The organism is Leisingera sp. ABM4_103 (assembly GCF_056158685.1).
This window is the reverse complement of sequence record NZ_JBSWTU010000005.1, coordinates 3,459,453-3,479,535: the sequence shown is the minus strand read 5'-3', so window position 1 is coordinate 3,479,535 and position 20,083 is coordinate 3,459,453. Positions and strand designations below refer to the sequence as shown.

The window sequence follows — 20,083 nt, the reverse complement described above, 5'->3', positions numbered from 1 at the left end:
TTCATGCTCGTTCGGCGCGCAGACTTAAAATGATTCTAAGCCGGTATCAACACGTCCATGAATCCAGGATGCAGGTTAAATTTCTGCGCCGCGGCAAGCAGCGCAGATGCGTCTTTCAAGGCGCGGATCGCGGCATGTGCCTGCCGCCAATCCACGCTTTCAGCCGGCGGGCGCGGCGCTAGGCCGCAGCTTTCTTGATCGTCACCGTGGTGCCGCGCACCTTGCGCTCGGCCGCGGCAGTGAGGTCATTGAATTTCTTCAGCGTCGCCAGCAGCTTCTTCTTGTCCTTGGAATCCTCGATGGCGCCCGGGAACTTCTTCTTGGCGGTCTGGTACTGGTCATTGATCTTCTTCAGATCCTTGTACTTCGCCGCTGCCGCCTTGAGATCCGGCGCCGCCGCCTTGAGATCCTGGCCCGCCTTGTCGATCGCCGCCACGCAATGGGCGTTGATCGCCTTCACCAGCGCGCCGACCTGGTTGGTGTATTTCTTGAGGTTCCGGTCCACCAGCAGCTGCGGCAGCTCGGTCGCGTCCTTCTTCTTGTCATGGCTGTCCGGCGTTTCCTTCATGATCTTTGCCACGTTCTTCTGGAAATTCGCCGCATACAGCTTCTGCATGGCGTTCAGCTTGCCCTCGTATTCCGAGGCCTTCTTGACCCCGGCAATCTCCTTGGCCAGCGCGCCCTGCAGCGCCTCTATGTCCTTCTTGGAGTCCGAGGTCTTGGACCGCTTTTTGAGGTCCTTTTCGATATCCGCCGCCAGTTTGTTCATCTTGGCCAGATGCGCCTTGGCCTCCGTGCAGAAGCCCTTCATCGCGTCGACCTCGCCCTGATGAATGTCCACTGCCTTGTTCCAGGTGGTCATGCCGTCCTTGAAATGCTTGTTCTTCTGAAAATCCGCCATCTTGCCGGAAGTCACCCCGTCGGCCCGCGCCTTGGCCAGGCTCTCGCGGAAATAATCCTCGCCCTCCCAGGCGTTGCCCAGCGAAATCCCGATCCGTTTCTTCAGTTTGTCGCCCTCAGCGGTGGTGAATTTCTTGGTGCCCGCAGCCAGCTTCTTGTGCTCCGCCTTGAACTTCTCCAGCTCCTTGGCCATCACGTCCTCCCTGTACCATTTAACCGTGCGTTTGCCCTGTACAGCTAGACTATGTGCGGCGATGCGGCGCTTTGGCAAAGGAAAACGGCATGTGTATCAGGTGACCCCAGCCATGATCTGGCCGCAAGGCAGGGTTGACGATATGCCCGTGCCAAGCCACATCAGCTATGGTACACCCGCTCAGAAGCCAGAGGCCGGAAGGGAAACCCACGTGAGAGACCTAAAGATCCCGGAGCAGCGCCACCCCGAAAAGGCGCATCGTCCCGATAACGCTCAGCCCAAGAAGCCAAGCTGGATCCGGGTCAAGGCGCCGGGCGGCAAGGGCTATGCCGAAACGCACAAGATTATGCGCGACAACAAGCTGACCACGGTCTGCGAAGAGGCGGGCTGCCCCAACGTCGGCGAATGCTGGAGCCAGGGCCACGCCACCATGATGATCATGGGCGAGATCTGCACCCGCGGCTGCACCTTCTGCAACATCGCCACCGGACGCCCCGACGCGCTGGACGCGTTTGAGCCCGGCCGGGTGGCCCATGCGGTCGAAAAGCTGGGTCTGAACCACGTGGTGATCACCTCGGTGGACCGCGACGACCTGCAGGACGGCGGCGCCGAGCATTTCGCCCAGACCATCCGCGCGGTGCGCCACCGCAGCCCCAAGACCACCATCGAAATCCTGACGCCCGATTTCATCAAATGCGATGACAGCGCGCTGGAAAAGGTGGTCGAGGCCAAGCCCGACGTCTTCAACCATAACCTGGAAACCGTGCCGGGCCTCTATCCTGAGGTCCGCCCGGGCGCGCGCTATTTCCACTCCCTGCGCCTGTTGCAGCGGGTCAAGGAACTGGACCCATCCGTCTTCACCAAGTCTGGCATCATGGTCGGCCTGGGCGAGGACGCACAAGCGGTGAAACAGGTGATGGACGACATGCGCGCCGCGGACGTCGACTTCCTGACCATCGGCCAGTATCTGCAGCCGACGCCCAAACACCACGCGGTGGACCGCTTCGTGACGCCGGAGGAGTTCAAGACCTACGAGAAAGCCGCCTATGGCAAGGGCTTCCTCATGGTCTCGGCCACGCCGCTGACCCGCTCCTCCTACCACGCAGGCGATGACTTTGCCCAACTGCGCGAGGCGCGGAACAAGAAGCTGGGCCTGGCATGACGCCGGAGCGTCTGGCGCAGCTCACCCGGCTGCGCCACGCCCTGCATCAGATCCCCGAAGTTTCCGGCGCCGAAGAAAAGACCGCCGCGATGGTGGCGGGCTACTTGCGCCAGCATCAGCGCGACCAGCTGCTGACCGGTCTTGGCGGCCACGGCGTCGCTGCCGTTTTTGAGGGCAGGGTGGAAGGCCCCACCGTCCTGATCCGCTGCGAGCTGGACGGCTTGCCGATCGAGGAACTCTCAGACCAGCCCTACCGCTCCACCCACACAGGCCGCGGGCACCTCTGCGGCCACGACGGCCATATGACGATGGTTGCGGCCCTGGCGGAGGACCTGTCGGCACAGCGCCCCGCAAAGGGCCGCGCCGTGCTGCTGTTCCAGCCCGCCGAGGAAACCGGCAAGGGCGCGGCGGCCGTGATCGCTGATCCCGCATTTTCACAGATCGCACCGGACTACGCTTTTTCGCTGCACAACCTGCCGGGGCTGCCGGTGGGGCAGGTGGCGCTTTGTTCTGGCGCCGCCAACTGCGCCTCCCGCGGGATGCGGATCAAGCTGACCGGCAAAACCTCCCACGCCGCCGCGCCGCAGGACGGCGTGTCGCCTGCCGGAGCCATCGCGCAATTGCTGCCGGGTCTGGTGGCTCTGGGCAGCGGTGGTGATCTGCGGCCGGAATTCGCCCTGGTCACGCTGACCCACGCCCGGCTGGGCGAGGCCACATTCGGGATCGCGCCCGGCCAAGCAGAGGTTTGGGCCACCCTGCGCACCGTCACCGATACGCGCATGGAACAGCTGATCACCGCGGCCACTGCATTGGTGGAACGGTCCTGCGCGGCAGAGGGGCTGGGGCACGCGATCGAATTCGACGACGTGTTTGACGCCTGCACCAACGACCCCGAAGCTGTTGGGCTGCTGCGGGCAGCGGCAGCGGATGCGGGCTATCCAATGCGGATGCAAAACCAGCCCCAGCGCTGGTCCGAGGACTTCGGCCAGTTCGGCAAGACCGCCAAGACTGCGATGTTCTGGCTCGGTTCCGGAGAAAACCAGCCGCAGCTGCACAACCCGGACTATGATTTCCCGGACGCGGCGATCCCGGCCGGCGCCGGGATCTTTCTGCACACGGTCAGAAACCTGCTGGGCTGACCGTCACTTCGTCAGCGCGTCGACTACGGCCACCGCGCCGATGATCGCAAGCGTGTCCTTGACGACCTCAAAGATCTGGTTGTCCTGGCGGACATAGCGGTGCCCGTCGCGCGGCGGCTCCAGGCCCCAGCGCTGGTAGTCTTTCACGTAAGACCAATCATCACCGCGAATGTAGCGGTGGTGGGAATGGCGTTTCTTTACTTGGCCAGGCGCATGGTGGGCGGCGCTGTTATTGTGGCCCGGCGCCCATTTCGGCGGCCCGGCATAGGAGGCTGCGGGGGCGAGGGCAAAGCCCGCGGCGGCAGCTGCGGCCAGCATCAGACTTTTGTGCATCTGCGGATTTCCTGTGATCTCTGCGTTCGGAGACCAGATGAGCGTGCTGGACAAAAAAGGCAAATCCGCTGCGCCGGAATGTGCCAGCCGCGCGGCCAAACCGGCGGACTGGCGCCGGTTTCCGGGTGGGTACAGGTTCTTGGTTTCTGTGGCATTTCTGCAAACCGTCTGCGGCAGGGCGCACCGGCGGTGTACAGGGGGTGCACAAGGGGTGCACGCATGGCACCCCCGGTTTCGGGCTCGATCAGCCCTCGCCGGTGAACCGCACCTTGCCGATGTGCGGCAGGTTCCGGTTGCGCTGCGCGTAATCGATTCCGTAACCCACGACAAATTCGTCCGGGATCTCAAATCCCACCCAGTCGGAGCGGAAATCCACCTCGCGCCGCGACGGCTTGTCCAGCAGCGCAATGGATTTCAGACGCGCGGGATTGCGGCTTTGCAGCAGATGGGTGACGTGGTTCAGCGTGTGGCCAGTGTCGACGATGTCTTCCACCACCAGCACGTCGCGACCTTCAATGGCGCCGCGCAAGTCTTTGAGAATACGCACTTCCCGGCTGCTTTCCATCGCATCGCCATAGGACGACGCCTCCAGGAAATCGACCTCGATCGGCAGATCCAGCTCGCGCACCAGATCGGCGATGAACACGAAACTGCCGCGCAAGAGGCCGACCACGACCAGCTTGTCGGTGCCCTCGAATTCACGCTGAATTTCCGCGCAAAGCTCCTCGATCCGTGCTGCAATCGCCTTGGCCGAGATCATCACATCAATGACATATGGACGCTGTGACATGGCTGCCCCCTTGAATTTCCCGCGCGTACATAGGACATGACGCCCGGTAATTGTAGCAGAAAATCAGCGGACAGATGCCCACACACTCGGAAACCCGCCAGATGCCTTACACGGCGCAGCAGATGTACGATCTGGTGGCCGATGTCGCGCAATATCCCAAGTTCCTGCCCTGGTGCGCCGCCGCCCGCATTCGCAGCCGTGCGCCGATGGGCGAGGCGGAGGTGATGGAGGCGGATCTGGTGATCTCGTTCAAAGTCTTCCGCGAGCGCTTCGGCAGCCGGGTAACTCTTTACCCTGGCGAGAAAAAGATCGATACCGAGTATCTGGACGGCCCGTTCCGCTACATGAAGTCGAACTGGTCCTTTGCGCCGCGCGAGGACGGAACTTGCGACGTCTCATTCTTCGTTGATTTCGAGTTCAAGAATGCGGTTTTGCAGGGGATCATCGGCGTGGTGTTCAACGAGGCGATGCAGCGCATCGTGCGCGCGTTTGAACGCCGCGCGGCGGAACTGTACCGGTAAAGCCCGGCGGTCCTGAAACTTGTTGACCTAAAGCTGGCTTCAATTGGTACCCCCGCGGGGCGTTTGGTTTTTGGCGGAAGGAACACCCAAAATGGAGCAGGATTTCTGGCAGGCGCGCTGGCGCGAAAACCGTATCGGCTTTCACGAAGCAGCGCCCAACACATTGCTGACCAAACACTTCTCCCGGCTCGGGCTGGAGGCCGGGGGGGCCGTCTTTGTGCCGCTCTGCGGGAAAGCGCTGGATCTGGACTGGCTGGTTTCCAAGGGTCTGCGTGTTACAGGCGTCGAGTTCAATCAGGGCGCGGTGGAAGAAGTGTTCGCCCGCCAGGATCTGGAGCCGGAGGTGGTGCAGACAGGTGCTCTCACACGGTACCAGGCAGGAGAGCTGACGCTTTATGCGGGGGACTTTTTTACCCTGACTTCAGCAGATCTGGGACCGGTGGACGCGGTCTATGACCGTGCTGCGCTTGTTGTCGTAAAACCCGAAGACCGAAAGGCATACGCCGCACATCTGAACCGGATCACAGGCAATGCCAGGCAGCTCCTGATCGGCTTCGACTATGACCAGTCCCTGATGGACGGGCCGCCGTTTTCGGTGCCTGGCAGAACGGTGGAAGAACTCTATCGCGGCAGCTATTCAGTCACCCTGATCGAAGAGCGCGCCGCCGGTGGCCGGATCGGCGAACGGTGCCAAGCGCTGGAGCAGGCCTGGCTGCTGGAGCCTCTGTCCTGAACCTTTTGGCTTGAAACGAAAAACGGGTCCCTGAAGGGACCCGTCTGGCGCCAAAATTGCGCCCTCTGCGGTGAGTGGTGGCATTTGCCTCAGCAGGGATCAGCTGTTCATGTCGTATGCGCGCTCGCCGTGAACGGACAGGTCGAGGCCATTGGTCTCGCTTTCAAGATCCACGCGCAGGGATGTGATCGCGGCGGAGACTTTCACCAGCACGATGGTCACCACCACGGTGAAGATGCCGACGATGACCAGGGCACCCAGCTGCGCGGCCCAGGCGCCAGCGCCGAAGACGGCGATCATGATGGTGCCGAAGATGCCGCCTACACCATGCACCGCAAAGACGTCCAGCGTGTCGTCGATCTGCATCTTGTTGCGGATAAGGTTGACCATTTCCTGGCACAGCACGCCGGCGACGGCACCGATGATTAGCGCTTCCACCGGGCCGACAAAGCCGGAGGCCGGGGTGATTGAGGCGAGGCCTGCAATGGTGCCGGTCACCAGGCCCACAAGAGAGGCCTTGCCGTATTTGATCTTCTCCCACAGCGCCCAGGAGAGGGAGGCGGTGGCGGCAGAAATGTGGGTGACCGTCAGCGCCATCGCCGCGCCGCCGTCAGCCGCCAGCTGCGAGCCGCCGTTGAAGCCGAACCAGCCGACCCACAGCATTGCGGCACCGATCATCACATAGCCGGGGTTGTGCGGCGGGATGGTGCGGTTTTTGCGCGGTCCCAGGAAGAAGGCGATGATCAAGGCTGCGAGGCCTGCGGTTTCATGCACCACGATGCCGCCGGCAAAGTCTTTGACCCCAGTGTCGCCGAAGATACCGCCGTCAGCCAGGAAGCCGCCGCCCCAAATCCAATGCACCACGGGCGCGTAGCACAGCAGCATCCAGAGCCCGGAGAACACCAGGACAAAGCCAAAACCCACCCGCTCCACATAGGCTCCGACGATCAGCGCGGGCGTGATGATGGCGAATGTCATCTGGAAGGCAAAGAACAGAACCTCGGGCAGGGTGCCCGACAGGCTGTCGGCAGTGACGCCGTTCAGGAACATCTTGTCGAGCCCGCCCCACAGGCCGCTGGTGCCGCTTCCGAAGGCGATGGTGTAGCCGAAAGCCAGCCACAGAACGCTCATCAAACAGGCAATGGCGTAGCAATGCATGAAGACGCTGAGCACATTACGGGCACGCACAAGCCCGCCGTAGAACAGGGCCAAGCCTGGCAGTGTCATGAAGAGGACCAGGGCCGTGGCCACTATGATCCATGCGGTATCCGCTCCGTTCATCCGATTGTTCCTTCCCCTCAAAAACCGGTGAGGTCAGGAGAAAGCGCAGGTCGGGCGCAGAAAAAAGCGGCAGCGGGTTCGATAGCGCCCAAAATCGGGGCTTTTTTGCAAATGCCGAAAAAATGGGCGCTTCAGCGGGTCAGCTGCCCGTTTCGCGTTCGATTTGGGAAATGGCCTGTGAGAGCATCTCCAGCGCGCGGTCGCGGGTGGCGGCGCGGACCTTGTCCCGGCCGATGGCACCGAATTCCACCGTTTCTGTGATGGTGTCCTTGCCGGTGCGGGCGAGGCCGAAGCAGACGCGGCCCTCGGGCTTGAACTCCGAACCGCCGGGGCCGGCGATGCCGGTGACGGAGACAGCGAGGGTGACACCCGCGTTCCGCACCGCGCCTGCGGCCATTTCTGCGGCGACCTCTTCGCTCACTGCGCCCACCGCATCCAGCGTCTCCGCTTTGACGCCCAGCATCTGCATCTTGGCATTATTGGAATAGGTGACAAAGCCCCGGTCCACCACGGCAGAGGAGCCGGGAATGTCGGTCAGCGCCGCAGCGATCATGCCGCCGGTGCAACTTTCGGCGGTGGCGATGGTGATGCCCGCGGCGGTGGCGCGGCGGATGAGCTCGGCGGTGTCCATGACTACATCCCTAGAACACCGTGGGACAGGAAGGCCAGCGCAACAACGCCGATGGCGGCCATGATGCCTGCGATCACGTCGTCCATCATCACGCCGGTTGCCCCCTTCTGCCGGTCGGCCCAGCCGACCGGGCCGGGCTTCCAGACGTCGAACAGGCGGAACAGCACAAAGGCGGCGATCCAGCCCGGCCAGAGGGCGGTGATCTCGATATCATGCGCCCAGGCCGGATAGGACACGGCCCACAGCGCGGTGAACTGGCCCGCGACCTCGTCCAGGACGAATTCCGACGGGTCCATGTTCTCGCGGTTGCGGGTCATCGCTTCCGCCGCCCAGACACCCACGACCATGCAGACCACAGTCGCCAGCGCCAGAAGGAGAAACCCGCCCAGCTGGTGCAGCGCATAGGCCATTGGAAGTGCCGCAAGCGACCCCCAGGTGCCGGGTGCCGGGCGCAGGTAGCCGATGCCGCCGACGGTGCCGATCAGGAAGGCCAGGCGCGATGTCTTCATGCCTTCACCAGGGCTGCGGTTGCAATCGCAGCGATGCCTTCACCGCGGCCGGTGAAGCCGAGGCGTTCGGAGGTGGTGGCTTTGATCGACACGCGGTCTGTGCTGATGCCAAGGATCTCGGCCATGACTTCGCGCATCTTGGCTGCGTGCGGGCCGACCTTGGGGTATTCGCAGACCAGGGTGCAGTCGACGTTGGCGAGGGTGAAGCCCATCTCGCGGGCCAGACTGGCGGCGTGGCGCAGGAAGATTTCGCTCGCGGCGCCTTTCCACTGCGGGTCAGAGGGCGGGAAGTGCTGGCCGATGTCGCCCTGCGCCAGCGCGCCATAGATGGCGTCGGTGACGGCGTGCATGCCGACGTCGGCGTCGGAGTGGCCTTGCAGGGTCTTTTCATGCGGGATTTCGACACCGCAGAGGATCACACTGTCGCCGGGGCCGAAGCGGTGCACGTCGTAGCCATTGCCTAGCCTGATATCCATGTCTGCTCCCAGAATGCGTTCCGCCCGGGCAAAATCCTCGGGGCGCGTGATTTTGATATTATCGGGCTGGCCCGGAATGATACGGACGTCAAGGCCTGCGGCGCGGGCGACCTCGACGTCGTCAGCTGCTCCGCCCGGATGGGCGAGGTGCGCCGTCAGAATGTCCTGATAGCGGAACCCCTGCGGTGTTTGGGCCGCAAACAGGCCGCTGCGGTCCTGGGTGCCGGTCACGCTGCCCTCTGCACCAGTCCAAAGCGCGTCGGTCACGGCAAGCGCCGGAGCTGCTGCAGGACCTTCGTCCAGAGCATTGATAATGCGGTGAATCAGAGCGGTGCTGACACAGGGGCGGGCGGCGTCATGGATAAGCACCTTGGTCACGCCGTGCTGTTCCAGCGCCTTCAGCCCGTTCAGGACCGAGGCCGCGCGTTCGCTGCCGCCCTCGGTCAGGATCAGGCCGGGCTTGCCGGAGAACTCCGCCCAGGCCTGATGGTCATCTGCCGAGAGAACAAGAACCGTGAGGCCGACGCCTGCCTTATCAAAGGCGTCCAGCGTCCAGTCGATCACCCGGCGGCCCTTCAGCGGGCGCCATTGTTTGGGCGTTCCGCCGCCTGCGCGGGTGCCGCGTCCGGCGGCGACGATCAGGGCGGCTGTGGTCATGAAGGCCTCGTTGCAAATCCGGTCTTTGTTTATGAGGTGGCGCAGGGATAGGCAATCACCTGGCGGAATGTGCCTAAAAAATAGGCAAAATGTGGTTGACGGTGCCTTGCAGAGGGCGGTTTCATTGCTGCATAGCAGGGACTTGGGCTAAATACGCTTCAGTTGCACAAGGATTAGGCAGTTGTCCTTCACGCTAGGAACCACCTCCATGTCTCCGCCGATTGCATTGGCGCCGATGGCTGGAATCACCGACCGTCCGTTCCGGGATCTGGTCCGCTCCTTCGGGGTGGGGCTGATGGTGAGCGAAATGGTGGCCAGCCAGGAGATGGTGCAGGCCAAGCCCGGCGTGCGCGAGCGGGCCGAGCTGAGCGCCGATGTGGAAAACACCGCGGTGCAGCTGGCCGGGCGTGAGGAATACTGGATTGCCGAAGCTGCCAAGCAGGTTGCAGGGCAGGGTGCGCGGATCATCGACATCAACATGGGGTGCCCGGCCAAGAAGGTGACAAACGGCTATTCCGGTTCAGCCCTGCTGAAAACGCCGGACCATGCGCTGAAGATGATCGAGGCGGTTGTCGGCGCGGTGGATGTGCCCGTCACGCTGAAGACGCGGCTGGGCTGGGATGGCAACTGCCTGAACGCACCGGATGTGGCGCGCCGCGCGGCGGAAGCGGGGGTGCAGATGGTGACAATCCACGGCCGCACCCGTTGCCAGTTCTACAAAGGCTCCGCCGATTGGGCGGCGATCCGGTCCGTGAAGGACGCGGTGAATGTGCCGCTGCTGGCCAATGGCGATATCGTCGACACCGCCTCTGCCAGGCAGGCGCTGGAGCTGTCTGGTGCGGACGGCGTGATGATCGGGCGCGGGGCCGAAGGCAAGCCGTGGCTGCTGGCAGAGGTGGCGCACCACATCTGGGGCACCCCGGCACCGGACGTGCCGGAGGGCGATGCGTTTATCGAAATGGTTTCAGAGCATTACAAGGCAATGCTCGCCTTCTATGGGCATGATCTGGGCGTGCGCGTCGCGCGCAAGCATCTGGGCTGGTACATGGATGTGGCGGGGACGGGCCCGGCAAAGCGCCGTGCTGTTCTCACAGAGAAAAACCCGCAAGAAGTGCTGGCCCTGCTGCCGGAGGCGCTGAGCGCGCAAGATGCGGAGGCCGCCGCATGATGGACAGTGCCGCCCTCTGGGCCTCCTTGCCGGTGCCCGCGTTCCTGATCGACGCCTGGGACAAAATCGCGGACGTGAATGCGGCCGGCGAGGGGTTCCTCAATACCTCCCGCAAGGCGCTGCTGGGACAGCCGGTCTGGGATACGCTGGCGATTGATGCGCCGATCGAGGAGGCCTTTGCCCGCGCCCGCGTGCAGGGCACGCCGCTGTTCGTGAATGACATCGACGTGGGGTCTGGCAGCCGGGCTCCGCTGCAATGCGGGGTGCAGATCGCCTCGCTGCAGGGGCAGGATGGGGTAATGCTGCTGATGGTCACCCCGCGGGAGCTGGCCGGGCGGATGACCCAGACCCATTCGGCCAAATCCGCCGCGGCCTCTGCCATCGGCATGGCGGAGATGCTGGCGCATGAGATCAAGAATCCGCTGGCGGGTATTACCGGGGCGGCGCAGCTTTTGAGCATGAACCTGAGGGCGGAGGACCTGGAGCTGACGGATCTGATCGTCAGCGAGAGCCGCCGCATCGTGAAACTTTTGGAGCAGGTAGAGCAGTTTGGTAACCTGACCGAGCCAGAATTCAAGCCAGTGAACTTGCATGACGTGCTGGACCGCGCGCGCCGTTCTGCCCTGCTGGGGTTCGGCGCCCATATGGCCATCACCGAAGGTTATGACCCGTCGCTGCCGTTGGCCTGGGGCGATGCGGACCAGCTGCTGCAGGTGGTGCTCAATCTGCTGAAGAACGCCTCGGAAGCGGCGGATCCCAAAGGCGGGCACATCCATATCCGCACCTTCTATGAACATTCCTTCCGGCTGCGCCGCAGTGACGGAACCGGCAAGCTGCTGCCCCTGCAGATCGAGATCATAGACGACGGGCCAGGGCTGCCGGACAATATCAGGGATGACATTTTCGACCCGTTTGTATCGGGCCGGGAGAATGGAACCGGGCTGGGCCTTGCTTTGGTGAGCAAGATCGTCTCGGAGCATAATGGCTGGATCTCGGTAAGCTCGGTTCCCGGGCGCACGGTGTTCCGGCTTTCGCTGTCGCGCGTGCCGCGTGACGCAAAACCTCAGGAGAGCTGATTTATGGACGGCACCGTTCTGGTCGCTGACGACGACCGCACCATCCGCACCGTTCTGACACAGGCGCTGACCCGTGCAGGCTGCAAGGTGCATGCGACCTCCTCGCTGACCACGCTGATGCGCTGGGTGGGCGAGGGCAAGGGCGACGTCGTGATCTCGGATGTGATGATGCCGGACGGGAACGGGCTGGAGATGCTGCCCAAGATCCAGTCCGACCGCCCCGGCCTGCCGGTGATTGTGATCTCGGCGCAGAACACCATCATGACGGCGATCAAGGCGGAAGAGGCGGATGCCTATGATTACCTGCCCAAACCCTTTGACCTGCCGGAGCTGATGAAGCGCACCGCCAAGGCGCTGTCGGCCAAGCGGGTGGCGCCGGCGGCGGTGAAAGGCGAGACGCAGGAGCGTCCGGAAGAGCTGCCGCTGATTGGCCGCAGCGAGGTGATGCAAACACTGTACCGGCTGATTGCAAGGGTGATGAACACCGATCTGCCGCTTTTGATCACTGGTGAAAGCGGAACCGGCAAGTCTCTGATTGCGCAAGCTATACACGACTTCTCCGACCGCCGGACCCTGCCGTTTGTGCATGCGGATGCTGCCAGCCTGATTGAGCTGGAAGGCCCGGCGCGTCTGCTGGCCCAGGCCAAGGGCGGTACGCTGGTGATTGATGAGCTTGCCGACCTGCCGGAAGAGGCGCAGGCGCGGCTGGTGCGGATGATGGACAGCCCTGGTGACCATGCGCCGCGCTTCATCGCCTCCAGTCAGAAGGATCTGGAGGCAGCCATGGAAGCGGGTGAGCTGCGCCAGGATCTGTATTACCGGATCTGCGGCACCGCACTGCATGTCCCTGCCTTGCGTGAGAGGGTGGAGGATATCCCGCTGCTGTCGGAGCATTTCCTGATCCGGGCCGAAAACGAGGGCGCGCCGCACCGGATGCTGAGCGAGGGCGCGCGCGAGGTGCTACGCCATTTCGCCTGGCCGGGAAATGTGCGCCAGCTGGAAAACGCGGTGCGCCGCCTGGCGCTGACCGCCCGCGGCGAGGAGATCGCCCAGGCCGATGCGGCCGCGGTCTTGGGGCCGCAGACCGGGCCGGAGCCTGCGACCGCCGGCTTTTCCAATGAGAAACTGTCGGAATCCGTCGGCCGTCATTTGCAGCGCTATTTCGACCTGCATGGCGACATGCTGCCGCCGCCCGGCCTGTACATGCGGCTGCTGCGCGAAGTGGAGACGCCTTTGATAGAAATCGCGCTGGCGGCGACCGGCGGCAATCAGGCGAAATGCGCCGAATTGCTGGGGATCAACCGGAATACCTTGCGTAAGAAGATCACCGATCTGGATATTGAGGTGACACGCCGCCGCAAACTGATGTAATATCGCCACAGAAATGTGGCTTTGCCGTGAATTTCCTAGGCAGGGCCACGAGATATGGCGGTGACTCGCAAAGAGTCGCACATCAGAATGAGGGCAGTGGGTGGCGTATAAGTCACATCTGAGGGCGGCATACGGGCCACTTGCGGCTTTTGACCGGTGGCGGCGAACCCGCCGCGCCCGAAATATCGGCACCATCGGCCTGGTCTTGCTGGGGCCGGTTCTTGCCTTGGCGACTTTCCTGATTATCGGCCCGCTGGGGCAGGGGGCGTCCTCCAGGTCGCTGCGGCTGATCCTGCTCGCCGACCTGGTCTATATCCTGACAATTGCGGCGCTGGTGATGGCGCAGATCGTGCGCCTGTTTGCAGCGCGCCGGTCGAAATCGGCCGGCTCCCGCCTGCATCTTCGCCTGATCGGCGCCTTTGGCTTTCTGGCTCTGATCCCGACCGTCATTGTTGCCGTCTTTGCGGTTCTGACCGTGAATGTCGGGCTTGAAGGGTGGTTCTCGCAGCGCGTGCGTCAGGTGATCGGCAGCTCGCTGGCCGCCGCCGAAGCCTACCAGGCGCAGCAGAAGGGCGATCTGACCGAAGATGCCCAGGCCCTGGGGCGCTATCTGGATAACAGCCGCGCGCGCAGTTTCTTTATCAACGACGCTGAGCTGCGGCAGGTTCTGGCGCAGGGCCAGCTGCAAATCCAGCGCGGCCTGCGCGAGGCCTATATCGTCGACAGCGGCGGGCAGATCCGGGCGCGCGGCGAGCGATCTTATGAATTCGATTTCGAGCAGCCCAACAGCCGCCAGCTGGAGGCGGCCCGCCAGGACGGCATGCTGCTGATCGAGGATTGGGACAACAGCGAGTTTCGCGCCCTGGTGCAGCTGAACGCCTTTGTGGACAGGTTCCTGTACATCAGCCGCGATGTGGACGGAGAGCTGCTGAACCTGCTGGACGACACCCAGGAAACCGCACATCTGTATCAGCAGCTGGAAAGCGAGCGGGGCCGGGTTCTGTTTGAATTTGCACTTCTGTATATCGGGTTTGCGGTGATCCTGATCCTGGCGGCGATGTGGCTGGGCATGTGGTTTGCCGAACGGCTTTCGCGCCCTGTCGGGCGGCTGACAGTTGCCGCGCAGCGGGTGGGCGCCGGCAATCTGGACGTGCAGGTGCCGGTCGATGACGGCGGCGACGAGATTTCGCAGCTGGGCCAGTATTTCAACCAGATGACCCGCGAGCTGAAGGCGCAGCACGGCCGCCTGCTGGACAACACCCGGCAGATCGAACGCCGCCGCCGCCTGTTTGACTCGGTACTGTCGTCGGTGACCTCGGGTGTTGTTGGCCTGGACGAGGACGGACGGGTGACATTTGTGAACCGCTCTGCGGAGCGGCTGCTGGACTGGCAGGAGGACCAGCAGTCGCTGGCACTGGCCGTGTCGGTGCCAGAGTTTGGTCCGCTGTTTTCAGAGCTGATCCACACAGGTGCCGAGGTGGTGCAGGAAGAAATCAAGGTGACCCGCCAGGGACGGCTGGAAAACCTGCTGGTCAGGATGTCGCCGCGCCGCTCTGGTGAGGGCGGGCTGGAAGGCTATGTCGTGGCCTTTGACGATGTGACCGATCTGGTCAGCGCGCAGCGGATGGCGGCCTGGGGCGATGTGGCCCGCAGAATTGCGCATGAGATCAAGAACCCGCTGACACCGATCCAGCTGAGCGCGGAGCGGATCAAGCGCAAGTTCGCGCCCAAGCTGGGTGAGGAGAACAGCGATCAGCTGCAGTCTATGACTGACGTAATCGTGCGCCAGACCAATGATCTGCGCCGGATCGTCGATGAATTCTCGAAATTCGCCCGCATGCCGGAACCGGAGCGGCGCGAGGAGGATTTGGTCAAACTGGTTCGGGACGCGGTGATCCTGCAGCAGCAGGGGCAGCCGGGCGTCCGCATTGCGGCGGAGCTGCCAGAGGAGCAGATGCCGTCGGATCTGGATGCAACGATGATTGGCCAGGCGCTGACCAATCTGATCAAGAATGCAGGCGAAGCCATCGAAAGCCTGCAGAACAAGGGGGCGCCGGACGGCCTGGTGCCGGAAATCCGGGTGACAGCCCAGAAGGCGGGCAGCTTCTATGAAGTCCGCATAGCCGACAATGGCATCGGTCTGCCCGAAGACAGGGCGCGGCTGTTTGAGCCCTATGTGACCACGCGGGACGCGGGCACCGGGCTGGGGCTGCCGATCGTCAAGAAAATCATCGAAGAGCACGGGGGCACGCTGACGCTGGAAGATGCCCCTGTGTTCGAGGGACACGCGCATAATGGCGCAATGGCGGTGATCCGCCTGCCTGCCGCAGCCAAAAGAGCGGCGGCACCTAACAAGAGCACAGTGAAAGCAGGTCTGACATGAGTGACATTCTGATTGTAGATGATGAGCGGGATATCCGTGAGCTGATCTCGGACATTCTGGAGGACGAGGGCTATGCCACCCGCAAAGCCGGCAGTTCTGATGAATGCATGGCCCGGCTGGAGGAAGCCAAGCCTGCTCTGATGATCCTGGATATCTGGCTGAAGGACAGCCAGATGGATGGCATCGACATCCTGAAAACCGTCAAACGCGACACGCCGGACATTCCGGTGGTGATCATCTCCGGCCACGGCAACATCGAAATCGCCGTCGCCGCGATCAAGCAGGGCGCCTACGACTTCATCGAGAAGCCCTTCAACATCGACCAGCTGATGGTGGTGATCCGCCGCGCGATGGAAACCTCGCGCCTGCGCCGGGAAAACTCCGATCTCAAGCGCAAGGAGACCGGCCCGGCGGATATGATCGGCACCTCCGCGTCCTTCCGTACCCTGATCGGCCAGCTGGACAAGGTGACCAAGTCCAACGGCCGTGTGATGCTGACCGGCCCTGCCGGCAGCGGCAAGGAGATTGCGGCGCGTTATATCCACGCAAACTCCAACCGTGCGTCGGCGCCGTTCATCACCGTGAACTGCGCCAGCATTGAGCCGGACCGAATGGAAGACGTGCTGTTCGGCCGCGAGTTCATCTGAGCGCGGGGTCGAGCCGGGCCTGCTGGAGCAGGCGCATGGCGGCGTGGTGTTCTTTGACGAAGTGGCGGATATGCCGCTGGGCACCCAGTCCAAGATCCTGCGGGTGCTGGTGGACCAGCAGTTCCAGCGGGTGGGCGGATCGGACAAGATCCGCGTTGACCTGCGGGTTGTGTCCTCCACCAACAAGGATCTGGATGCGGAGATCGAGGGCGGCACCTTCCGCCAAGAGCTGTATCACCGTCTGAACGTGGTTCCGGTTGCGGTGCCGTCGCTGGCGGACCGGCGCGAGGATATTCCGCTGCTGGCCAATTATTTTATCTCCCAGTTCAACGAGGCCCAGGGCCTGCCGCTTCGGGAGCTGACCGAGGAGGCGGTGGCGCTGATGCAGACGATGCCCTGGCCGGGCAATGTGCGCCAGCTCAAGAACCTGGTGGAGCGGGTGCTGATCCTGGGCGACGGCAGCGGCCCGATCGAGGCCAAGGATCTGCCGCGCGAGGAGGAAAAGACCGAGGAGGAAGGCCGGGTGGTGCTGTCCGGCGCGCTGGCAACCCTGCCGCTGCGCGAGGCGCGGGAGGCGTTCGAGAGGGAATACCTGCTGACCCAGATCAACCGCTTTGGCGGCAACATCAGCCGCACCGCGTCTTTTGTCGGCATGGAGCGCTCGGCGCTGCACCGCAAGCTGAAGTCGCTGGGGGTGGTGACATCCAACAAGGCAGGCGCCCGGGTGGCGCATGTGGAAACCGAAGAAGAGCAGGCCTGATCTGGCGGCCGTTGCGCCCGGGAATACCGGGCGCAGGCGGGGTCAGAACAAATCCTGGCGGATCGGGTTCATCGCGAAATGGATCTGCGCGGCCAGTTGCAGCCGGCTGATCGGATCTTCGGGAACGATGGCGGGCAGGCCCGCCGCCCGCGCTTGGTCTTCAAGCTGCTTGCGGGACGCCGGGCCAAACTGCCCGTCGACCGTGGTGCCAGAGCCTAGCTGGCGCAGGATATACTGGGTGCCCGCGTCCACGTCGCGCTGAGGCATGCCGGATAGCAGCTCTCGCGCGGCGGCGCGGGCGTCCGGGTCGTTCAGCGCCATCGCCTTGCCTGCCCGTGCGGCGGCAGCGTGGGCCGGAACCCGGTCAGAGAGCCGGTTCAGGGCAACCCAGGCGCCATTGGCGCCGCCCCAGGCATCGCCGCGGGACAAGCCCATGTCATACCATTCCAAAGCCTCCGCCGCGTCCCGTCCGGGCAGGTCGCCGCCCATGATCATTCGTCCGATCTCTGCCGGGGCATGCGGGTGGCCAAGTTGCGCCGCTTCGGCAAACAGGGCCCGGGCCTTTTCCTTGTCGACCGGCTTGCCCGCACCGCCATCGCGGTAGACATAGCCAAGGTTGGCGGTGCCATAGATATCGCCGCGCCCCGCGGAGGCCTCCAGATAGGACAGCCCGCGTTCCGGCTGCGCCAGCTCATCGCCGCTCCACAGGAAGAACACGCCCAGCTCATTCATCGAATAGGTATGGCCCAGCTCCACCGCGCGGCTGAGAAGATCGAAGCCGCGCTGCTTTTCCTCGGGCGTGCTGCTTTTCCGCAAAAGCCGCTTGCCACGGGCGTGCATCGAGAACGGATCGCCGGCCTCGATCCCCTTGTCCCACAGGGCAAAGGCCTTGTCCGGGTTGTAGGGGATCGGAACGGTTTCGCGGTCGACATTCGGCGTGACATGCAAATAAGCCACCGCGTTGTAGGCGCGGACATGGTTCAGTTCTGCTGCCTTTTCAAAGGCTTCATAGGCTTCGATCAAGCGGCCCTGGCCCTGCAGCGCGCGGCCCAGCTGGTAGTGCAGGCGGCCGAGTTCCGGTGCGGCCTGCAGCGCCTCGCGGCAGGCGGCCTCTGCCGCTTTCAGATCAATCTCATTCGGGTAGCGGTACAGGCCAACCCCTTGCAAATCCAGCAGATCCCCGGCTTCCAGGTCGCATTGGCGGGCAATCATCTCCAGGTTCACAGTCACGTCGCGGACCGTGTCAGCTTGGGCCAGCCGCAGAACCATACGGTCCTTGCGCACCTGGCCGCCGTCTTGCCGCGCGTTCAGTTCCTCCAATTTGGGCGCATAGCTGAGGCTGAGCGCGCTTCCGTCGCCAGATTGCAGCGAGGTAACGCCGGAGGAGGGGGATTCCACAATCGTCACCGTAGTGCCGGACCGGACATAGGGGCTGATCTCCGGCGCGAGTTCCAGCGAGCGGCCCAGCGGGATTTTCACTGAAAGCTGATCCGGAAGCTGGTCCAGGCTGGCCGGTGTCGCTTCAGGCTCCGCCATAGCGACGTTCAACGACCGTTCCGCCGGGCGCAGGTAGATCTTCTGCATCAGCGTCGAGCTTTCCCAGGGCACCTGAGTGTTGCCGGTCGCGCTGTAGACATCGCCGCGGATCGCGGCGAGCACCGTCATCGCGTCTTCCTCCGGGCGGTCGGGGAAGTGGCGCACGACCGAAGCCGTGTAGGGGCTGTTGCCGCCCGGCTCGCCATCCAGTGCGGTGGCGCCGGGGGAGGTGGAGAAGGCGACCAGCGTGTTAAGCGGCGGGCGGAACACGTCAAATCCTTCGCGCGCCTCATAAAGCTGAGCGCCGACCTCGGCGTTCAGTTTGACGTCGGGCACCGGGTTGTCGCGGCAGGAATCCAGCATCAGGATCTGGCTTCCCGCCTTGCCGCCGAGAATGGCAGATACCCGGTCCAGGGTGACCGATTGGAAGGGCAGGTCGTGAATGCCCGACAGTTCCGCATCGCTGGTCAGCAGGTAATTGCGCCGTCCCAGCTGGATGCCGTGGCCCGCGTAGTAGAAGAACACCTGGCTGCCGTCGCGGATGTTGAGGGCGGCCTGGCGCAGCAGCGCCTCAAACCCGCGCTTGTCCAGATCATAGCCTTCAAAGACTGTATAACCAAAGGACCTGAGCATTTCTGCCATCGCCTTGGCGTCGTTGCGGGTGTTGGTCAGGTCAGTGACGTGGTCATAGTCCTGAATGCCGATCACGATGGCAGTTTCGGGCGCAGAAGCCCGCTCGCTGGTTTCATAGGCAGCCTGTGTCGGCACGGCGCGCAGCAGCGCCGCGCAAGCCAAAACCGCGGCTGCCGGGGTAAGTGGTCTGATAGTCAAGGCTGTCATGGCGGTGTTCCGGGTTAACCCCAGCCCCCGCCGCCGCCAGAGCCGCCTCCTCCGCCGCCAGAGCCGCCGCCGCCTCCAGCGCCAGCACCGCCGCCGCCGGGCGGTCCGACCGGTTCAGGTGCCGGGGCGGGCGCTTGTGCCGGAGCGGGTGCCGGTACAGGTGCGGGCGCGCGGTATGTCGTAGGCGCGCTGTACGTCGCGGGCGCCGGTGCAGGAGCGGTTGCAGAGGTTGGAGGCGGGGCAATAGGTGCTGTCGGCTCGCAGGCTGCTGTGACAGCGGCCAAGGGCAGCGCGGCAAACAGGAAATGTATCCGCATGGGGTACCTTTCTCTTTGGAAATACTGGTCAACAAACAATCCGGTAAACAGCCTACTTGATATGGCGGTGCAAATCAAAGTTAACCCGCCGGCCGCCTCCGGCCAGAGCCTAAGCCGAAGAACCGGGCTCAGCCGTAGGGCCGGATAACCACACTGCCATCTCGGTTGCGCTGCGCGCATGCGGCTTCGCTCAACGGTGCCAGCCGCGGCCCCGGGACTGCCGCCGCATTGCGCTGTGTGCAGCGTTTCAGGGCGATCTGCTGATAGCCTTTGGCGGCCATGCAGGATCTTTCCAGCCGCTGGCGCAGCGGCTTGTTCACATCCACCGTGTAGATCCCGCCTTCGGCCCAATAACCGGGGTAGTAATAGCAATTGCCGCCATGACAGACCTTACGGCCCGGGTAGAAGACAGGCGGACGCTGGCGGATTTCGTTGGCGACCGGTGCGTCCTTCAAAGCCTGGGTCTGGCAGACGAGCTCGTCGGTTTGCAGACGGGACACCTCCGCGCCTTGCTTGTAGTAGACCGGCACCGGCCCGCAGGCTGCCGTGCTCAGCAGCAGGGCAAGGCCCGCCAGGATCTTGAGATCGCCTCGCATAGGGAAAGAATGGCTGCAATCAGAGGAAGTTACAATTAAATTGACCGGGAAAGCGGCTTCTGTC

Annotated in this window: 17 protein-coding genes and 1 pseudogene; 9 read left to right on the top strand and 9 right to left on the bottom strand. The window is 63.6% G+C overall.

Going from position 1 to position 20,083, the window contains the following annotated elements:
* Positions 1–178: 178 nt before the first annotated feature.
* The gene (locus tag ACXAED_RS18840) at positions 179–1,093 is read right to left on the bottom strand and encodes a hypothetical protein (RefSeq protein ID WP_475052317.1); all 915 of its coding nucleotides are present in this window, start codon (positions 1,091–1,093) and stop codon (positions 179–181) included.
* 211 nt (positions 1,094–1,304) lie between these two features.
* Here ACXAED_RS18840 and lipA point away from each other — a divergent pair, with 211 nt between their 5' ends.
* Positions 1,305–2,255 carry a lipoyl synthase gene (gene lipA / locus ACXAED_RS18835; RefSeq protein ID WP_475052315.1) on the top strand — a complete coding sequence of 317 codons (951 nt, stop codon included), beginning with the start codon at positions 1,305–1,307 and terminating at the stop codon, positions 2,253–2,255.
* Entirely contained in the window at positions 2,252–3,394 is a 1,143-nt protein-coding gene (locus ACXAED_RS18830; RefSeq protein WP_475052314.1) for an amidohydrolase, read from the top strand. Before lipA ends, ACXAED_RS18830 begins: the two co-directional genes overlap by 4 nt.
* A gap of 3 nt (positions 3,395–3,397) precedes the next feature.
* Here ACXAED_RS18830 and ACXAED_RS18825 read toward each other — a convergent pair whose 3' ends face one another.
* Positions 3,398–3,727: a hypothetical protein gene (locus tag ACXAED_RS18825; RefSeq protein ID WP_475052313.1), complete on the bottom strand. Its 330-nt coding sequence runs from the start codon at positions 3,725–3,727 to the stop codon at positions 3,398–3,400.
* Positions 3,728–3,971: 244 nt separating this feature from the next.
* Positions 3,972–4,517, bottom strand: coding sequence for a hypoxanthine phosphoribosyltransferase (gene hpt / locus ACXAED_RS18820; RefSeq protein ID WP_475052312.1), 546 nt, complete (start codon positions 4,515–4,517; stop codon positions 3,972–3,974).
* Between the two features lie 74 nt (positions 4,518–4,591).
* Between hpt and ACXAED_RS18815 the strand changes: the two genes are divergently transcribed.
* Together ACXAED_RS18815 and tmpT are read left to right on the top strand one after the other, a co-directional pair.
* The gene (locus ACXAED_RS18815; RefSeq protein WP_475052310.1) at positions 4,592–5,038 is read left to right on the top strand and encodes a type II toxin-antitoxin system RatA family toxin; all 447 of its coding nucleotides are present in this window, start codon (positions 4,592–4,594) and stop codon (positions 5,036–5,038) included.
* Between the two features lie 91 nt (positions 5,039–5,129).
* Positions 5,130–5,771 (top strand): thiopurine S-methyltransferase, encoded by a 642-nt coding sequence (gene tmpT / locus ACXAED_RS18810; protein ID WP_475052308.1) that lies wholly within the window; start codon positions 5,130–5,132, stop codon positions 5,769–5,771.
* Positions 5,772–5,870: 99 nt separating this feature from the next.
* Here tmpT and ACXAED_RS18805 read toward each other — a convergent pair whose 3' ends face one another.
* From ACXAED_RS18805 to ACXAED_RS18790, 4 genes are all read right to left on the bottom strand, one after another.
* Complete coding sequence (locus ACXAED_RS18805) at positions 5,871–7,052, bottom strand: ammonium transporter (RefSeq protein WP_475052306.1); 1,182 nt, start codon at positions 7,050–7,052, stop codon at positions 5,871–5,873.
* A gap of 139 nt (positions 7,053–7,191) precedes the next feature.
* Positions 7,192–7,683 carry a CinA family protein gene (locus tag ACXAED_RS18800; protein WP_475052304.1) on the bottom strand — a complete coding sequence of 164 codons (492 nt, stop codon included), beginning with the start codon at positions 7,681–7,683 and terminating at the stop codon, positions 7,192–7,194.
* 2 nt (positions 7,684–7,685) lie between these two features.
* Complete coding sequence (locus ACXAED_RS18795) at positions 7,686–8,192, bottom strand: phosphatidylglycerophosphatase A family protein (protein ID WP_475052303.1); 507 nt, start codon at positions 8,190–8,192, stop codon at positions 7,686–7,688.
* Positions 8,189–9,325 carry a bifunctional 2-C-methyl-D-erythritol 4-phosphate cytidylyltransferase/2-C-methyl-D-erythritol 2,4-cyclodiphosphate synthase gene (locus ACXAED_RS18790; RefSeq protein WP_475052301.1) on the bottom strand — a complete coding sequence of 379 codons (1,137 nt, stop codon included), beginning with the start codon at positions 9,323–9,325 and terminating at the stop codon, positions 8,189–8,191. Before ACXAED_RS18790 ends, ACXAED_RS18795 begins: the two co-directional genes overlap by 4 nt.
* Positions 9,326–9,506: 181 nt before the next feature.
* Between ACXAED_RS18790 and dusB the strand changes: the two genes are divergently transcribed.
* From dusB to ntrX, 5 genes and pseudogenes are all read left to right on the top strand, one after another.
* Positions 9,507–10,493, top strand: a complete 987-nt coding sequence (dusB, locus tag ACXAED_RS18785; protein ID WP_475052299.1) for a tRNA dihydrouridine synthase DusB — start codon at positions 9,507–9,509, stop codon at positions 10,491–10,493.
* The gene (locus ACXAED_RS18780; protein ID WP_475052297.1) at positions 10,490–11,569 is read left to right on the top strand and encodes a two-component system sensor histidine kinase NtrB; all 1,080 of its coding nucleotides are present in this window, start codon (positions 10,490–10,492) and stop codon (positions 11,567–11,569) included. Before dusB ends, ACXAED_RS18780 begins: the two co-directional genes overlap by 4 nt.
* A gap of 3 nt (positions 11,570–11,572) precedes the next feature.
* Positions 11,573–12,940, top strand: coding sequence for a response regulator (locus tag ACXAED_RS18775; protein ID WP_475052296.1), 1,368 nt, complete (start codon positions 11,573–11,575; stop codon positions 12,938–12,940).
* A 100-nt stretch (positions 12,941–13,040) separates the two neighbouring features.
* Complete coding sequence (locus ACXAED_RS18770; protein WP_475052295.1) at positions 13,041–15,323, top strand: sensor histidine kinase NtrY-like; 2,283 nt, start codon at positions 13,041–13,043, stop codon at positions 15,321–15,323.
* Positions 15,320–16,730 (top strand): annotated as a pseudogene (gene ntrX, locus ACXAED_RS18765) (nitrogen assimilation response regulator NtrX). The gene ACXAED_RS18770 and the pseudogene ntrX overlap by 4 nt, the downstream one beginning before the upstream one ends.
* Before the next feature lie 42 nt (positions 16,731–16,772).
* Here the strand turns inward: ntrX and ACXAED_RS18760 are convergent.
* Together ACXAED_RS18760 and ACXAED_RS18755 are read right to left on the bottom strand one after the other, a co-directional pair.
* The gene (locus ACXAED_RS18760; RefSeq protein WP_475052293.1) at positions 16,773–19,106 is read right to left on the bottom strand and encodes a caspase family protein; all 2,334 of its coding nucleotides are present in this window, start codon (positions 19,104–19,106) and stop codon (positions 16,773–16,775) included.
* Positions 19,107–19,551: 445 nt separating this feature from the next.
* Complete coding sequence (locus ACXAED_RS18755) at positions 19,552–20,019, bottom strand: hypothetical protein (protein WP_475052290.1); 468 nt, start codon at positions 20,017–20,019, stop codon at positions 19,552–19,554.
* Between the last annotated feature and the right edge of the window lie 64 nt (positions 20,020–20,083).

Bases quoted from the DNA above. Each gene is read 5' to 3' on its own strand.
- ACXAED_RS18795 (WP_475052303.1), bottom strand. From the start codon at position 8,192: ATGAAGACATCGCGCCTGGCCTTCCTGATCGGCACCGTCGGCGGCATC.
- ACXAED_RS18755 (WP_475052290.1), bottom strand. From the start codon at position 20,019: ATGCGAGGCGATCTCAAGATCCTGGCGGGCCTTGCCCTGCTGCTGAGC.
- ACXAED_RS18815 (WP_475052310.1), top strand. From the start codon at position 4,592: ATGCCCACACACTCGGAAACCCGCCAGATGCCTTACACGGCGCAGCAG.
- tmpT (WP_475052308.1), top strand. From the start codon at position 5,130: ATGGAGCAGGATTTCTGGCAGGCGCGCTGGCGCGAAAACCGTATCGGC.
- ACXAED_RS18830 (WP_475052314.1), top strand. From the start codon at position 2,252: ATGACGCCGGAGCGTCTGGCGCAGCTCACCCGGCTGCGCCACGCCCTG.
- ACXAED_RS18840 (WP_475052317.1), bottom strand. From the start codon at position 1,093: ATGGCCAAGGAGCTGGAGAAGTTCAAGGCGGAGCACAAGAAGCTGGCT.
- ACXAED_RS18790 (WP_475052301.1), bottom strand. From the start codon at position 9,325: ATGACCACAGCCGCCCTGATCGTCGCCGCCGGACGCGGCACCCGCGCA.
- ACXAED_RS18800 (WP_475052304.1), bottom strand. From the start codon at position 7,683: ATGGACACCGCCGAGCTCATCCGCCGCGCCACCGCCGCGGGCATCACC.
- ACXAED_RS18760 (WP_475052293.1), bottom strand. From the start codon at position 19,106: ATGACAGCCTTGACTATCAGACCACTTACCCCGGCAGCCGCGGTTTTG.
- ACXAED_RS18780 (WP_475052297.1), top strand. From the start codon at position 10,490: ATGATGGACAGTGCCGCCCTCTGGGCCTCCTTGCCGGTGCCCGCGTTC.
- ACXAED_RS18775 (WP_475052296.1), top strand. From the start codon at position 11,573: ATGGACGGCACCGTTCTGGTCGCTGACGACGACCGCACCATCCGCACC.
- ACXAED_RS18805 (WP_475052306.1), bottom strand. From the start codon at position 7,052: ATGAACGGAGCGGATACCGCATGGATCATAGTGGCCACGGCCCTGGTC.
- ACXAED_RS18825 (WP_475052313.1), bottom strand. From the start codon at position 3,727: ATGCACAAAAGTCTGATGCTGGCCGCAGCTGCCGCCGCGGGCTTTGCC.
- hpt (WP_475052312.1), bottom strand. From the start codon at position 4,517: ATGTCACAGCGTCCATATGTCATTGATGTGATGATCTCGGCCAAGGCG.